Origin of the sequence: Candidatus Pristimantibacillus lignocellulolyticus (genome assembly GCA_023639215.1) — a bacterium.
GTDB classification, from domain to species: domain Bacteria; phylum Bacillota; class Bacilli; order Paenibacillales; family Paenibacillaceae; genus Pristimantibacillus; species Pristimantibacillus lignocellulolyticus.
Map to the genome: position 1 here is coordinate 1,246,324 of CP097899.1, position 16,048 is coordinate 1,262,371.

Genomic DNA, 16,048 nt, shown 5'->3' on the forward strand with positions numbered 1-16,048 from the left:
AGCAGTTTGCAACTGAACAATTTCGTTCAGACGCAAACTGCTTTTCTATTAAATGGTATTAGTTTTCTTCAACTTCACGACGATTTTTCTTCAGTAGTTTAGATAACATTTCATATACAACTGGAACAATAATTAGTGTTAGCAATGTCGAACTTGCCAAACCACCAATAACTGTAATGGCAAGACCTTTAGAGATAAAACCTCCACCACCGCCACCAATTGCTAGTGGGATCATCGCACCGATCGTCGCAATCGCCGTCATTAAGATCGGACGAAGACGAGTAGTACCAGCTTCTAATATAGATTCACGTAATGAAAGTCCTTCACGTTCCATATGAATAATGCGGTCGACGAGTACAATCGCATTCGTAACAACGATACCTATGAGCATCAATAGTCCCATCATAACCGGTATAGAAATTGTTTCACCCGCTATAAACAGTCCTGCGAATGCACCAATTACCGTAAACGGTAATGATAGTAAAATTACGAATGGCGCAAGACCTTCACCAAATGTTACTACAAGAATGAAGTATACAATCGCTATTGCAGCAAGCATTGCAACAATAAGTTGTGTAAATCCTTCTTGAATGTCAGCCATTGCCCCTGCTTCGCCTAGCTCAACGCCTTTTGGCAATTCAAGCGCTTCTACTTTTCCACCTACATCTGAAGATGCTTTCGATACATCTTCACCAACAATTGTACCGGATACTGTAGCTGTATACTGTCCTTGGCTTCGAGATAGACTATTTACTGCGTAACCTTCCTCTATTTCAACAATATCACCAAGTTCAACTGTTGTCCCCATAGGTGTTTGTACAGGTAGTTTCAACATATCTTCAAATGATTTTGGCGTAACTGCTTCTTTTTGAACAATTACTTCAATTGACTTCCCGTCACTTTCAACTTTTGTTAATACCGATTTTGAGGTATCAGGATATAACATCATAACGATTTGCCCTGTTGTTAAACCATATTGTAATAACGTAGCTTGATCTGTCTTAATTGTGTAAGCCTGATAGCTTTCTTCTTTCGTAGAAGATACATCAGTTAACAAGGAACTTCCTTGTAATGTTTCTTCAACCTTGAGAACGGCTTCTTCCAAATTACCTAAGTCTTCACTGTGAAGTGTATAACTTACTTCATTGCTAGACATAGAACTCATTGAGAAGTTTTGACTGCCCCAACGACCTGGGTGGCCAATATCTTTCACATATCCTTCAATTTCTTCACGAACTTCTGGGAAGTTCTTCATATCTGGATCGAATATTACATACATTAACGATCCACCAGCTCCACCGGACATCATTGACATCATATCTGCACTATCTGATATAGATAATTGAACGATATCAACATCTTCACGAGCAATTAACTTTTGTTCGACTTCTGTTACATATTTAAGCGTATCTTCATGCAATTCACCAGCTTTTGGCGAATAAGTAAGATACATTACTTTTTCTTCTTCGCTACCAAGGAAGCTAACTCCGATCAATGGAGTTAATAAACAACTACCAACTAAGATAACGATGGAAATGATAGACGTAATCGCTTTGTGTTTAAGCGTCCACTCTAATGCACCTCTATATTTCTTAGCTAATGCGCCAACATCTTTATGTTTGCTCTCTGTTTTTGGAGCATACAATTTTTTCTTAAATAAGATATGAGAAAGTGCCGGAACGATTGTAATTGCAACAATTAAAGATGCAATTAACGCAAAACTCATCGTTAAAGCGAACGGCAAGAACAATTCTCCGATCATGCCACCTACAAATACTAGCGGAGCAAATACTGCAACCGTTACTAATGTAGAGGATAGAATTGGTTTGAACATCTCAATCGTAGCTTCACGAACAAGCGCACGACCAGATAATTTTTCTTCTTTCAGATGAATTCGTCGATAGATATTCTCGACAACGACGATGGAATCATCAATAACTCGACCAATCGCGACCGTAATTGCACCTAATGTCATTATATTTAACGTAATATCTAACCAGTTCAGTACTAGTAAAGCCATAAATAATGATACCGGAATAGATACAATAGATATAATTGTTGATTTGAAATCACGTAAGAATAATAGAATAATAAGAATGGCGATCAAACCACCGAATAATGCTTTTTCCACCATCGTTAGAACGGACTTTTCAATCGGTGCACCTTGGTCAAGAGTTGTTTCTACTACTAGACCGTCAATGCGTTCTTGCTCATCTTTCATCAAATCTTTCAACTCATTAACAACAGTAACTGTATTAGCATCTTGAGCTTTCACGATTTGGATCGCAATCGCATCTTGACCATTGGTACGAGATACCGATTGAACTTTACCTACTAATTCAATATCAGCAAGCTCATTTAATTTCACAAATGGCGCTGGTTGTTCTGCAGTAGGAGTAACTGGAATTAGCATTTCGCTAAGTTCATCCATTGTCATGAACTTACCATCAACTGATATTGCTTGTTCAGCTTCTTCGAATTCAAAAATACCTAACGAAGTGTACATATCACTTGCTTTAATTAGATTCGTGATCGTCTCTTCTGTAACACCTAAGCTAGCCATTTTGTCGGTGTTATAAGTAAGCTCCACCTCTTCAATATGTTGACCAGTCATAGTTGCTGAAGCTACGCCCTCAATTTTCTCAATTTTAGGAAGTAAAATATCTTCAACCGTATGAGTCAAACTAACAATATCTTCTGATTCGCTACTTATGCTCAATGCTAGAATTGGCATCATATTAAAGCTGATCGCCGTAATCATTGGCTCTTGAGCATTGTCTGGCAATTTTACTCCATCAAGCGCTGCTTGAATTTCGCGTTTCGCCTCAGCCATATCTGTACCATAATCATACTCCACTTGAAGACTAGACATGCTAGAATAGGAAGTAGACATAACCGTTTTGACACCACTTAGATTTTCAAGAATCTTTTCTAGCGGAACGGTAACCTCGTCCATAACCTGTTCAGCAGTTGCACCAGGATATACATCCATTACCATTAAGTACGGTATTGAGATATCCGGGATGGTCTCCATGTTCATCTTTGTTGATGAATACACACCAGAAAACGTTATAATTATGGTGAGTAACCATACTGCCAACTTATTTTTCAACACAAAATTAACTATCGAGTTCACCAGTACACCTATCCTTTCTTGACTCTCTATCTTATAATTATTTATAATAATGACTAATAAGTCATATGTCAACCGATACCAAAGCGAGGGAATATTTCATGTCAAAAAAAGAACTGATTATTAAACACGCGGTTGAATTATTCGCTGAGAAAGGCTTTGAATCCACGTCTATTCAAGAAATCACGGAAAAATGCGGAATTTCTAAAGGCGCTTTCTATCTTAGTTTTAAATCTAAAGATGAGCTAATAATTTCGATCATTGATCATTTCATGATGGGAATCATAAACAACATTGACCAAGCGGTCATTAGTGACCTTCCCAATGAACACAAACTATTTTTGCTATACTCCTCTATGTTCCAGTCGCTTGAATCACATAGTAAATTCGCCTTAATTTTTGTTAAGGAGCAAATGCTCCATGTAAACGAAAAATTATTTGCAAAATTCGCTTTTTATGATCAGCAATTTTCAACATCTTTATTAAAGTTGATAGATACAATATATGGTGCCTCCGTTGAAACAATAAAATACGATCTGTTACTATGTATTAAAGGAAATCTGAACGTATACTCGGAGTTCTTAATTACTCAGAAAGTACCAATTGATATTGCATCACTAGCACATAGCCTAGTTGATAAGACGAATGCAATTGCTTATAACGCAACGGTAGGATATGTTACAGAAGAGATGTTCAATCATAGATGTATTTCTACCGATACTACGATCACAGTACAACATATAATAGAAAAGATTAATCATCTATTGGAAACTAATGATGATCAATTAGAAACGGAGTCACTTGTCATATTGTTGGAACAACTCCAATCTATTAATTCCAGTCAAGCAATAATGAAGGGGATGATGAATACGTTGAAACAATATCCGCGATGTAGATTACTTATTAACAACCTTGAACAATTGTTAGAAAAGTAATATTACTTTAGATCATATATTCATTGTATCAACTGAAACTTCTAATTGGAAATTTTTGAGCGTACTTTGGAGCTTGTCCAAAGTCTGTTGTCAATAAATTGTCACTATTTCACATAAATCAATAATAGATAAAGGATGATGAGAGATGACTTACATTGATCAACCACTTACGATAAAGGATATGATATTAAAAAATCGCATCGTTATGGCTCCAATGTGCCAGTATGCGGTTGAAGAGCAAGATGGTATTCCGAATGATTGGCATCATATCCACTATACTTCTCGCGCTATCGGCGGTACAGCTCTTATCATTGTCGAGATGACGAATGTTGAACCTAGAGGAAGAATTACTAATCGTTGCCTTGGTCTATGGTCTGATGAACATATCCCTGCATTCCGACGCATCGTTGATGCTGCGCATAAACAAGGTGCCAAAATCGGAATACAAATCGCTCACGCAGGCAGAAAAGCAACGGATTCGCCAGATGCTGTATCGTCATCAGCTATTTCTGTAACACATGACGACAGTTCACCTAAGCCTCATGCATTAACAACTGAAGAAGCGCTATCTGTTGTCGAGAAATTCAGAGATGCAATTAAACGAGCTGTACTATGTGGTTTCGATTGTATCGAAATCCACGGAGCGCATGGTTACTTAATTCATCAATTCCACTCACCTAATATTAATCAACGTGACGATCAATATGGCTCAGACCTCGCTTTATTTGGCGAACAAATCGTGCAAGCTGCAAGATCCGTAATGCCCACTGATATGCCGTTATTATTCCGTATTTCTGCCGTTGAGTATATGAAGAATGGCTATACGCTAGAACACTCTCTTGCATTAGCCAAACGATACTACGAAGCTGGTGTAGATTGTTTTCACGTATCTACAGGCGGTGAAGGTCCAGTCTCCGTCGTTCAACCAGGTCAGCATGCAGCATATCAAGTTCCCTATGCACGAGCTTTTAAATCGGCTTTCCCAAACATCCCAATCATTGCTGTAGGTAAACTTGAACAACCAGAAATTGCTGAATCCGTATTAGCTAATCATGATGCCGATCTTATTGCGATTGGACGTGGTATGCTGAATGATCCTTACTGGGCATTGCATGCGGTGAAGCAAGTTACGGGACATATTGATGCACCTACTTCCTATATACGTGGGATGTAATAATTCGTAGCATCTTTTTATTACAACAAAACGCTCCAGCGAAAAAATATCGCTAGAGCGTTTTCTTATATATAATGACACTTACTTCTAAGATAGATGTTGATCTATTAGTGCGGCCAAACTACTCACAACGATATCAGGTTTAATCTCACTCTGCTGTACATCTTCTATTGTAGTAGAACCTGTTAATACTAGCGCTGTAGACATTCCATTCAACTTACCTAGCATAACATCAGAAGCGATACTATCACCTACAACCATACACTCGGCTGCTGGTAAACCAAGAATAGAAAGAGCTGTATCAGCCATAATAGCGGATGGCTTGCCCATCACTTTAGTCACTTCAACTCCAGTCGCATAAACAATCGCACCGATCATACCCGCTACATCTATACAATCACCCGCTTCAGTAGGAAACATGCGATCTTCATTCGTTGCAATGATTTGTGCTCCAGCTCGGACAGCACGAAATGCCATATTTAAATCTTCATACGTTAATGATTCATGTAAAGTGATGACTAGCCATTTTGCTTGTTCAGGCGTTTCCGCGATAACTAACTGATGTGATCGTAATTCTTCAGTTAATCCTGCATCACCAAGCGTCCAGATCGCATCATCTGGATAATGATCACGCAAGTATCTGGCAGTAACGGTAGAACTTAATACAATTTGCTCAGCATCTACTTCGATCCCCATAACTGCAAGCTTGTCCTTACACATTGCTCGTGAATAATTACCACGATTACTAAGAAAAAGAAACGGAATGTTGCGCTGTTGCAACATGCACAGTCCATTAATTGCACCCGTTATATCCTGGTGTCCCGTATATACCGTTCCATCCAAATCAATAATAAATCCATTAATATGTTCGCTTGCCACAGTGCATCTACCCCTCATGTCGTAATCAAGCTTTGATGAGCGCGATCTACCGTTATCGATTTAACCACGCATGAGTCTATCATACAACGGAGTGGGTAGCAGCAACAGAATTATTTATATTAAACATAAAATACCCCTTAAAAATACGGCAATATGAAACCTCCATATACAAAAGCGGCTAGAACAACAAAAGCAGGATGAATCTTTTTTATTTGCATCGCCCAAAGAGCAACAATAGCAATAATAATCGTTTGTAACCAGCCAATATCTCCAATCGAGTTATTTGCCATTTGCCATGTTAGTACTAGCATAAGCATCGCAATAACAGGTTGCACTAACAAACTAATACCTTTTACTACTTTGGATTCGCGATATTTCTGTAGCAATTTTAGCATAACAATCAAGCCGATAATTGACGGAACTATTGTCGCTATAAGTGCACTAATACTGCCTACAATTCCAGCTACATCATAGCCTATATAGGCCGCTATCTTAGTTGAAATTGGTCCTGGCAATGCATTACCTAATGCTATTACATTAGAAAATTCAGTTGGCGAGGACCAAGCATATTTTTCTACTACCTCATTATAAATGAGTGGGATTGATGCGGGACCACCGCCATATCCCAAAATATTAGCGATTAGAAAGCCAATAAATAACTGGATAACTTCAACCCAATCCATTATCCTTGACCTTCTTTCTTAACTTTGTGATCTTTCCATCGATCGACAAACTTGAAGTGTATCGTTCCGTAACCAATAAAGAGCATAATTACGATTGCAGGATGTACATTAATCACTTGCAGAAGTAGCAGTGCAAGTACGAAAAATGCAATTCCGAAATAGATACCTAGACCTTTTACAGCTTTTTCTGCAAATTCATATGCCATCGCTCCGAGCATAACAGCTACAACTGGCACAACTGCACGAATCATTCCTTGGACTACTAGTGAGTTGCTGAAATAACCTACTGCAGACATTAACGCAATCATCGCAATAGAAGAAGGAAGAATATGAGCTACTACTGCAATTACTGCGCCCATCAATCCTTTTAAGCGATAACCTAGATATCCAGCCATCTTCGTCGCAATAGGACCGGGTAATGTATTGGCTAGTACGAATATTTCACCAAATTCATCGTCACTTATCCAGTTATAGGCTTTTACAGCTTCATGACGAATTAACGGTACAACAGAAGGACCACCGCCAAATCCAAGTACTCCTGTCTTCATCATGCTCCATAACAATTGACGATATAGATTCATTTTTTTCTGCTTACTCATTTTTTATTGCCTACCTCATCTCACTTCGATATGACTTTATTCGTTATCTTCACCATAGTTGTATAACAATATTTCAAAGTGAAATAAAAAATGATGATCATTCATATTCCAGCTCTATTTGTGATAAGCTAACTCCTATCATTGCAATAAGGATGTGTCATTATGGTCAAACGTTTTCTCACTATTGTATTGATTGCCATCGTAGCAGTCTTTCTTACTCGTTTTGTTGCCGCTGTTGTTCAAATCGATAGCTTTGCCGCACAGTTAAATGGAAGCTATAATAATGAACTAGAAAAGAAGCATGTCATATTTATTGCGCAACAATATGATAATCCATTTTGGAAACAGATGGAGCAAGGTGCACAAGCGATAGCGAATCAATACAATATGGAGATTCAATATATCGGCCCAAGTACGAATAATGTTCAGGAGCAACTTCAACTGTTGCAAAAGGCAATCGCTTCCTTACCTGATGCCATTATCGCGCAAGGGATAGAAGAACCCCAATATATAGACTTAATTGCAAGTGCCTCTGAACTGGATATCCCTGTTGTAACGGTGGATATGGATGCTTCGCAAAGTAAACGGATTGCCTATATCGGCACCGATCATCAATTAGCTGGTCAACAGATGGCCCAGCTAGTTCTACAACAGGTTAATAGTAAAGCCCAAATTGGTGTCATTATAGGAAGTACTCAGGCAAGTCAAATCTTACGCTTAGAAGCATTCCAAGAAAAAATAGCTACTCAACCTTTAATTGAAATTGTCGATATTCGATCATCTAATATTTCTAAATTAGAAGCAGCTAAACAGACGGTCGAAATGATGAATACATATCCAAACATTTCTATTATCGTTGGTTTTAGTGGTCTCGATGCGATTGGAATCGTTGAAGGTTTGCAATCGATGGAGAAAAATAATGTCACTGTATATGGTTTTGATAATTTGTCGACAACAGCGCAATTAATCTCTCAAGGATTAATACGCGCTTCAATTGTCCAGCAACCTGCAGAAATTGGCCGCCAAGCAATCATTACGCTGAACAGCTACTTCAATCAAAATACCATTCAGACTAAGCAGTACATTACAACTACCGTTGTAACCAATTGATCGGAGTCTACGTTATGAGTACAAAGAAAATATTATTTATTGCTTTACCGTTACTATTATTGCTCAATAGCATCATCTCGTATGTATTATTTCAGAGCAGTTATCGTATTAACGAAAGCTATAATACGATGCTAACTCGTGTGCTCCTATATCAACAGATTGATGAACAAGTGAAACAACAGTTAAGTAATATTTCACAATATATCGATCAAAAAGACGCATCGATATTGTTACAACTGGGTAATAACGCACAACTTGTAAGCTTACAAGAAAGTTTGCAGCAACAATCTGCTAATCGTGAATTGTTATTAGAAGCTACAAGCTATCGTAATCTGTTAAGCTCCTATATGAATAGTGAATCTACATTGTTAATAATGCTAGATCAAGATTCTTCACTTGCTTATGTTGATAATTACAACGAGATTAGGCAGCTCTCTTCCTATATTTCTGAGGAAAGTTATAACTTAATAAGCAAGGAATTATCGGTATATTCAGGATTGTATCAAACCATTATGTTGAAAGTTACTGACATAAAACAATCAGGTTTCTATTTACTTATTGCAACGACGATGTTGAGTCTTTTACTTGCTTATTGGATATCCTCTCTTATAACGAAGCCTATTCAACAACTTGTTACCGTTGCGGAGAAGATCTCTCATGGTGAACTAACTGCCACACTTCCCCGTTATTCACCAAACAGTGAATTCTACATTTTGAGTGATGCCTTGGAGCAAATGCAAATAAATTTACAAAAAATTATGGATTCGGATAAAGAAGTTCTACAGAAAGATAAGCAGTTACGTGAGCTAGAAATAGAGGTTTTACAAAATCAGATTAATCCTCATTTTTTATTCAATTCATTAAATGTAATGTCTAAGCTCGCTCTTATTGAAGGAGCAGAGCGGACGAGCGATCTGACGGTAAAGATGTCAAATTTACTAAGATATCACTTAAGACAAATGGACAAACCTGTACCATTACGAGACGAAGTTAAACATGCAGAAGATTATTTCTATATTCAACAGACTCGGTTTCGTGATCGAGTGCACTTCGTTATTGATATAGATGAGGAGCAATTAACTACTCGCGTACCGGTATTAACATTACAACCGATATTAGAAAATGTATTTATGCATGGCATTGAAGGCATGGAATCTGGAGCTACAATTACTTTGCATATCTACGGCGATAAAACTTACACCTGGATCGAAATATCAGACAATGGTACTGGTATGGATGAACAGACAAGATTGAACTTACTTAATTATGATTCACCTTCAGAAAAACCATTATCCTCAGAGCAAAAAACAGGCTCAACAGGACTAGGCAGTCGGAATGTATTCAGACGTTTACAGTTAATTTATGGTCAGCAACATGCCGTCTATATTGACAGCACAATTGGGTTAGGGACAACGATTAAACTACGTATTCCCCGACAACAAGAGATTATGCTTACGAAGTAACTTTTCATATACAGGCAGTCATTGTATGAAAACATGAAAAGTTTTAGCTTACGAAGTAACTTTCATTAGCATTTAGTCTATACAAGAAGTACATGAAAAGTTATTATGCTTACGATGTAACTTTTCATTAGCATTTAGTCTATACAAGAAGTACATGAAAAGTTTTGGGAGGTTGCATATGTATCGGATACTAATAGCGGATGACGAGGCGTTAGAACGCGAAGGTATGGAATGGATTATTAACAATATGATGCCGGGTCAATTCGAGATTATACAAGCAGAGAATGGTCGAGATGCAATTCAGAAATCTCTGATCTATAAACCACATATTATTATGATGGATATTCGTATGCCAGGAATTGATGGTCTTACTGCATTGAAAAACATTATTAGCGCGTTACCTCATACTCGTATGGTATTACTAACTGCATATGATTATTTTGAATACGCAAAAGAAGCACTTAAAATGGGCGTTAGAGATTACTTTGTTAAGCCTGCAAACCGTAATGATATAGTTAAACTTTTACATGCACTAATTGATGAAATTGCAACCGAACAAGCAACTCTACAACAACAACAATTAAAGGATCAACAATTGTCAGAATTAATTCCTCTGGTGAAGACTGAGCTAGCTCTTGGTCTAATGAGTGATAATATAACGAACGAAGACATCTATAGTCTTGCAGATAGCCTTCAACTACGTATCGAGCAATGTTGTGCTATTGTTATCGCGTTGCCACAATCGTATCAACTTCGAAAAGAGCTTTATGATACCTTTACATTACAGCTACATAACCATATCCAAGAAATTTATCATTATGTAGCAAGTACTGTTTTCAACGATCATATCGCTGTTTTTATTATGGCAGCTGAGGCTAACTACTCGCTACATACGATGCGATCACATATAGGAGCGCTCTGCCAATTACTATTGAACATTAATTTGTTCAACATTGGTTATAATGAACCTATTGCAATAGGGGTAGGCAATATCCATCATAACGTACATGGAGCGAGACGCTCGTATTTTGAGGCAGTATTTGCCTCCACTAACGCAAATGAAAAGCAACGATTATGTTTATTTCAGGACATGGAACAACAAGTAACTCAGCCTTTATTGCTTTCTGCCTCGGATCGTATGAGTTATGTTCAAGTAGCCATTCAGCAAATTCGTCAAGAAAGAGAACATCAAACCTTTAATATGATTGATCATGCTATTCAATATATCGAAAAAAACTATAAACGTGAACTATCATTAGAAGAGACTGCTGAGCATGTACACCTGAATCCTTATTACTTTAGCAAAGTATTTAAGCAACAAACAGGTGAAACATTTATCGACTATGTTACGAATATTCGAATTCATCATGCGAAACAATGGATGACAAATAAAGATCTTAGCTTAAAGGAAATATGCTATTTAGTCGGATATAATGACCCTAATTATTTCAGTAGAGTATTCAAAAAAGTAGTAGGTAAAACGCCATCTGAGTATCGTTCAACTATTTGAAAAGGATGATAAAGGCTAATTTATAGCACTTACTTAAAAATGTGCTACTATTGCACAAATAATTGAAGGTATCCCTTGAGAATAAAATAAGGTTAACATGCTACAATAACTTACGGATTCATCATATTAAGTTATAGCATCCATTGCATGCTAGAGGGGATCGTATATGAGCACACAACAACAGACACAACACGAAACATCTAGTTTGAAGTTTGTTACATTAATTTCCATTGTCGCTGCTATCGGCGGATTATTATTTGGTTTTGATACTGCAGTAGTATCAGGTGCAATTGGCTTCATGGACGAAAAGTTTTCTTTAACTGATTTTCAAGTTGGTTGGGCAGTATCCAGCTTAATCGTTGGCTGTATTGTCGGAGCAGGTTTTTCAGGTATTCTTAGTGAGAAGTTTGGTCGTAAAAAAACACTAATTGCAGCTGCTATACTATTCATTATCAGCTCAATCGGTTCTGCAATACCAGAAACTTTCGATATGTACATTATCGCTCGTATTATTGGTGGACTTGGCATCGGTCTTACATCTACAATCTGTCCATTATATAATGCAGAAGTTGCACCTACGAAATATCGTGGTCGTCTCGTAGCATTGAATCAACTTGCAACCGTGACAGGTATTTTCCTAGTCTACTTCGTTAACTTATGGATTTCTTCAAGTGGCGATCATTCTTGGCAAGTAGATAGTGCATGGAGATGGATGTTTGGCGTTGGTGTTATTCCTGGAGTAATCTTCTTAATTGCACTATTCTTTGTTCCTGAAAGTCCAAGATGGTTAATTAAGAAAAATCGTAATGAAGAAGCTTCTGTCATTTTGAATAAAATTCATGGTTCCACACTAGCACAACAAGAAATAATTGATATCAAGGAATCATTCACAAAAAAACAAGGTACATTCAAATCATTATTGCAAAGTCCTACTTTAAGAATGGCGCTTTTTGTTGGTGTTGTCCTTGCCGTTATGCAGCAAGTCACAGGTATTAATGCCGTAATGTATTATGCACCTGAAATCTTCAAAGCAGCTGGTGCCGGCACAAACGCTGCACTGATTCAAACTATTCTTGTCGGGTTTATCAATTTTGCCTTCACCATTCTTGCAATTTGGTTAATTGATAGGGTCGGTCGTAGACAATTATTACTTGTAGGTTCTGCTGGTATGGCGATTAGCTTAATCGTTATTTCATGGTGCTTCCAATCTGGAAATACAGACGGCTACTTGCTATTGATTTTCATTCTATTGTATGTTGCTTCATTTGCTATTTCACTTGGACCTGTTGTATGGGTAATTATTTCAGAAATATTCCCTAACCATGTACGTGGTATCGCAACAGCGATAGCTTCTATGTCTTTATGGATAGCTGATTATGTTGTATCACAATCGTTCCCACCACTGCTTTCATCAGCTGGACCTGCATTAACATTCGGTATTTTTGCAGTACTTTCAATCTTTACCTTCCTCTTCACGATGAAAAAGGTACCCGAAACGAAAGATGTTCCGCTCGAGCGTATTGAAACATTGTGGATTAAAAAATAATTCTACTCTATTATAGTAAGGGCTACATCCATGATCATGGATGTAGCCCTTTGTTTATATTACGTTTCGGTTAATGATCTCAATTTGTTTTGCAGATACTATGGGTGGGATAGTATCAAGTTATTCATTACTTAACACCCGAACGGACACAGAAGCCGTTATTTATGAGTTTCACAATCGAATCACTTTCTAAAGGACATGGCAGCCGTTATTTATCCTTAATGGAGTCCAAATACATCAAATAGTGTGGAATAAGTGCGTCTGTGTCCGTAAAAGATCGATAATAGAGATCTATACGGCAAATAAGGTTTCTAATGTCCGTTATCTATCGAGTGAAGAAACCAAAATCAACCTTAATTGATATTCAAGCACTGAATTTGGTTTTGAGCCTTTTTAGAATTATTCTCTTCCAAACGAAAAAAGAGAACGATGAAAAAGTCATTGACTCTTCATCGTTCCTTTTATACGTTATTCACAATACGTTTCCTCTTATTATTGAACGACTTGTATTTTACGACGCTTAGCAATAATGCCATAACGTGGGGCAATAAAGAAGCTAATTGCAAAGATAATACCCGTTGCAAATGCCATTGCGCCAGAGATCGACGTATCAAGCCATACCGCTCCAAAGTAACCCATAAATGCAGACAATACACCGAACAAACTGCTTAATATAAGCATCATATACAATTTATCAGTCCATAAATACGCCGCAGCTGCTGGTGTAATAAGCATCGCGATAACCATTATCGCTCCAACCGCATCAAAAGCAGCTACACTTGTTAACGATACAAGTGACATAAACACATAATGCATAAGCGTAACAGGAATACCAATGCTAGCCGCGAAAATCGGATCGAAAGAAGTTAGCTTCCATTCTTTGTAGAATGCCACTACGAAAAATAATACGACGAAAAGAACGAATAATAAGATAACTACAGCTTCTGGAATATCACCTAATAACGGAACATTGATTTTTTCCCATGGGATAAATGTGATCTCACCCATAAGTGTATGCTTCACATCCAGATGTGCATTGCCTACCTTTGTCGCGATAAGAATTACGCCAATTGCGAATAATGTTGTAAATACAATACCTATCGATGCTTCTTGTTGTACGCCCACTTGATGAAACCATTGGATAAGTAATGCGGTTACGAGTCCAGCTATTGTCGCACCAATCAACATGTGTACACCACTTAATTGTTGTGTAACAAGATAAGCAACAACAATACCTAGCAATACAGTATGACTAATTGCGTCTGCCATCATCGCCATTCTTCGTAAAATGAGTAACACGCCAACTAAGCCACATGAAAGACCAACTAAAGATGCTGTTAATAGTATCCAACCTGTATAACTCATCTTATTGTCCCCTTTCTACACGTCGCTGCTGTGATGCAATAATCACTTGCTTGCGCTGCTGTTGACGTTGTAAATATACAACGAGTAAACCTTTACTCGTACCAAAAGTTAATGACACAATAAAAATACTCGATGCTGCAATTACGATAAATGGACCCGTTGGCCAACCTGAACCAAGTGTGCTAACGAATGTTCCTACCATTCCCGAAAGACCACCAATAGCAGCTGACAGAATGAGAACTAAGCGAAAAGATTGCGTCCAATATCTTGCACTAACTGCTGGAATAATAAGTAATGCGGCCATAAGGATAACGCCTACTGCTTGAATACCAATGACGATGACTAGTACCAATACCGCTGTGTAGATCGCATTCATCCAGCGAAGTGAAAGACCAATCCCTTGCGCGAATGCACTATCAAAAAGAAACAGCTTCCATTCCTTATATAATAGTCCAACAATACATATAACAACTGCAGCTAGTGCACATAACCATTTCACATCATTAGATACCATTGATGCTGCCTGACCAAATATAAAGTTATCCAGTCCACTTTGCCCGCCACCTGGCATTCTATTCACATAGGTAAGAAGCATGATGCCCAGTCCAAAAAATACTGAAAGAATAATACCCATTGCTGCATCTTCTTTCACCCGCGTAGAAGATGTAATCCAGCTAATTAACCATGCTCCTAATAGCGCACTAATCGCTGCTCCGATTAGCATTAGTGGCATATTTTTACTACCAGCAACTAGAAATCCGAAGATAACACCTGGTAAAGCTGCATGAGATAATGTGTCACTCATTAAGCTTTGTCGCTTCCAATAAGAGAGCGTACCGATTAAGCCCGATGCCATCCCTAACAACAACGTACTAAGCAATACCCACTGTGCGTTATATGATAAAAATCCGATCATCTCACTCGCTCTCCCATCCAGCGTAGCGTACCGCCATAGGTAGCGTAGAGATGGTCATTAGTGAATACTTTGTCTGTTGCGCCATGTGCAATAACTGTTCGATTAAGTAGTAGTACATGATCAAAATAATCTTCTACCGTCTGTAAATCATGATGGACAACCATAACGGTACGTCCACGACTTTTTAATTGTTGTAATGTATCCATGATGACACGTTCCGTTGCAGCATCAACTCCTGCGAGCGGTTCATCCAAAAAATAAATATCCGCGTCCTGTACTAATGCTCTAGCTAAAAATACACGCTGTTGTTGTCCACCTGATAGCTGACTAATTTGCCGCTGACTATAATCTGCCATACCCATTTCAGACAAAGCTTGCATAGCTAGTTCTCGATGCTTTTTCTGTGGCCATTTGAACCAACCAACATTACCGTATAGTCCCATAAGCACAACATCAAGTGCATTCGTTGGAAAATCCCAGTCTACAGATCCACGCTGTGGCACGTAACCGATATGTTTCTTCGCTTTGCTATAGGGCATTTCCATAAAGGAAACATCTCCAGATAAACGTGGATGTAGATTAAGCATTACTTTAATTAACGTTGATTTCCCTGCTCCATTGGGACCGACAATACTTGTTAATGTTCCAGCTTCCACCTGAAATTCTACATCTTGAAGCACTTGATTTTTACGATAGGCTGCTGATAGATTATTTACACTTATAACAGGTAACATG

The 16,048-nt window shown here is 38.0% G+C and carries 13 protein-coding genes; 6 read left to right on the forward strand and 7 right to left on the reverse strand.

Going from position 1 to position 16,048, the window contains the following annotated elements; all coding sequences use genetic code 11:
- Positions 1 to 58 precede the first annotated feature (58 nt).
- Positions 59 to 3,136, reverse strand: a complete 3,078-nt coding sequence (locus tag NAG76_05120; protein ID URN95627.1) for an efflux RND transporter permease subunit — start codon at positions 3,134 to 3,136, stop codon at positions 59 to 61.
- A 98-nt stretch (positions 3,137 to 3,234) separates the two neighbouring features.
- Between NAG76_05120 and NAG76_05125 the strand changes: the two genes are divergently transcribed.
- A complete protein-coding gene (locus NAG76_05125; protein URN95628.1) occupies positions 3,235 to 4,068 on the forward strand; it encodes a TetR/AcrR family transcriptional regulator in 834 nt (277 codons plus the stop codon).
- 145 nt (positions 4,069 to 4,213) lie between these two features.
- Positions 4,214 to 5,242: an NADH:flavin oxidoreductase/NADH oxidase gene (locus tag NAG76_05130; GenBank protein URN95629.1), complete on the forward strand. Its 1,029-nt coding sequence runs from the start codon at positions 4,214 to 4,216 to the stop codon at positions 5,240 to 5,242.
- An 87-nt stretch (positions 5,243 to 5,329) separates the two neighbouring features.
- On the opposite strand, the gene NAG76_05135 is transcribed toward NAG76_05130, so the two are convergent.
- The 3 genes from NAG76_05135 to NAG76_05145 all read right to left on the reverse strand — a co-directional run bounded on the left by NAG76_05135 (position 5,330) and on the right by NAG76_05145 (position 7,403).
- Complete coding sequence (locus NAG76_05135) at positions 5,330 to 6,121, reverse strand: HAD-IIA family hydrolase (GenBank protein URN95630.1); 792 nt, start codon at positions 6,119 to 6,121, stop codon at positions 5,330 to 5,332.
- A 137-nt stretch (positions 6,122 to 6,258) separates the two neighbouring features.
- The gene (locus tag NAG76_05140; GenBank protein URN95631.1) at positions 6,259 to 6,804 is read right to left on the reverse strand and encodes a chromate transporter; all 546 of its coding nucleotides are present in this window, start codon (positions 6,802 to 6,804) and stop codon (positions 6,259 to 6,261) included.
- Positions 6,804 to 7,403 (reverse strand): chromate transporter, encoded by a 600-nt coding sequence (locus NAG76_05145; GenBank protein URN95632.1) that lies wholly within the window; start codon positions 7,401 to 7,403, stop codon positions 6,804 to 6,806. The genes NAG76_05140 and NAG76_05145 overlap by 1 nt, the downstream gene beginning before the upstream one ends.
- 162 nt (positions 7,404 to 7,565) lie before the next feature.
- Between NAG76_05145 and NAG76_05150 the strand changes: the two genes are divergently transcribed.
- The 4 genes from NAG76_05150 (at position 7,566) to NAG76_05165 (ending at position 13,032) form a co-directional block, all read left to right on the forward strand.
- Positions 7,566 to 8,513 (forward strand): substrate-binding domain-containing protein, encoded by a 948-nt coding sequence (locus NAG76_05150; GenBank protein URN95633.1) that lies wholly within the window; start codon positions 7,566 to 7,568, stop codon positions 8,511 to 8,513.
- Positions 8,514 to 8,527: 14 nt separating this feature from the next.
- On the forward strand, positions 8,528 to 9,976 hold the full coding sequence (locus tag NAG76_05155) for a histidine kinase (GenBank protein URN95634.1): 1,449 nt from the start codon (positions 8,528 to 8,530) through the stop codon (positions 9,974 to 9,976).
- Positions 9,977 to 10,154: 178 nt separating this feature from the next.
- The gene (locus NAG76_05160) at positions 10,155 to 11,486 is read left to right on the forward strand and encodes an AraC family transcriptional regulator (protein URN95635.1); all 1,332 of its coding nucleotides are present in this window, start codon (positions 10,155 to 10,157) and stop codon (positions 11,484 to 11,486) included.
- A 166-nt stretch (positions 11,487 to 11,652) separates the two neighbouring features.
- Positions 11,653 to 13,032 carry a sugar porter family MFS transporter gene (locus NAG76_05165; GenBank protein URN95636.1) on the forward strand — a complete coding sequence of 460 codons (1,380 nt, stop codon included), beginning with the start codon at positions 11,653 to 11,655 and terminating at the stop codon, positions 13,030 to 13,032.
- 492 nt (positions 13,033 to 13,524) lie between these two features.
- On the opposite strand, the gene NAG76_05170 is transcribed toward NAG76_05165, so the two are convergent.
- Genes NAG76_05170 through NAG76_05180 form a run of 3 tightly spaced genes read right to left on the reverse strand, consistent with a single transcriptional unit; the run spans position 13,525 to position 16,047 of the window.
- On the reverse strand, positions 13,525 to 14,397 hold the full coding sequence (locus NAG76_05170) for a metal ABC transporter permease (protein URN95637.1): 873 nt from the start codon (positions 14,395 to 14,397) through the stop codon (positions 13,525 to 13,527).
- Position 14,398: 1 nt separating this feature from the next.
- Positions 14,399 to 15,313: a metal ABC transporter permease gene (locus tag NAG76_05175; protein URN95638.1), complete on the reverse strand. Its 915-nt coding sequence runs from the start codon at positions 15,311 to 15,313 to the stop codon at positions 14,399 to 14,401.
- Positions 15,310 to 16,047, reverse strand: a complete 738-nt coding sequence (locus NAG76_05180) for a metal ABC transporter ATP-binding protein (protein URN95639.1) — start codon at positions 16,045 to 16,047, stop codon at positions 15,310 to 15,312. Before NAG76_05180 ends, NAG76_05175 begins: the two co-directional genes overlap by 4 nt.
- Position 16,048 lies beyond the last annotated feature (1 nt).

Excerpts from the sequence above, each read along its gene's own strand:
- NAG76_05160 (URN95635.1), top strand. The coding sequence starts at position 10,155 with ATGTATCGGATACTAATAGCGGATGACGAGGCGTTAGAACGCGAAGGT.
- NAG76_05180 (URN95639.1), bottom strand. The coding sequence starts at position 16,047 with ATGTTACCTGTTATAAGTGTAAATAATCTATCAGCAGCCTATCGTAAA.
- NAG76_05130 (URN95629.1), top strand. The coding sequence starts at position 4,214 with ATGACTTACATTGATCAACCACTTACGATAAAGGATATGATATTAAAA.
- NAG76_05140 (URN95631.1), bottom strand. The coding sequence starts at position 6,804 with ATGGATTGGGTTGAAGTTATCCAGTTATTTATTGGCTTTCTAATCGCT.
- NAG76_05150 (URN95633.1), top strand. The coding sequence starts at position 7,566 with ATGGTCAAACGTTTTCTCACTATTGTATTGATTGCCATCGTAGCAGTC.
- NAG76_05175 (URN95638.1), bottom strand. The coding sequence starts at position 15,313 with ATGATCGGATTTTTATCATATAACGCACAGTGGGTATTGCTTAGTACG.
- NAG76_05165 (URN95636.1), top strand. The coding sequence starts at position 11,653 with ATGAGCACACAACAACAGACACAACACGAAACATCTAGTTTGAAGTTT.
- NAG76_05145 (URN95632.1), bottom strand. The coding sequence starts at position 7,403 with ATGAGTAAGCAGAAAAAAATGAATCTATATCGTCAATTGTTATGGAGC.
- NAG76_05155 (URN95634.1), top strand. The coding sequence starts at position 8,528 with ATGAGTACAAAGAAAATATTATTTATTGCTTTACCGTTACTATTATTG.
- NAG76_05170 (URN95637.1), bottom strand. The coding sequence starts at position 14,397 with ATGAGTTATACAGGTTGGATACTATTAACAGCATCTTTAGTTGGTCTT.
- NAG76_05125 (URN95628.1), top strand. The coding sequence starts at position 3,235 with ATGTCAAAAAAAGAACTGATTATTAAACACGCGGTTGAATTATTCGCT.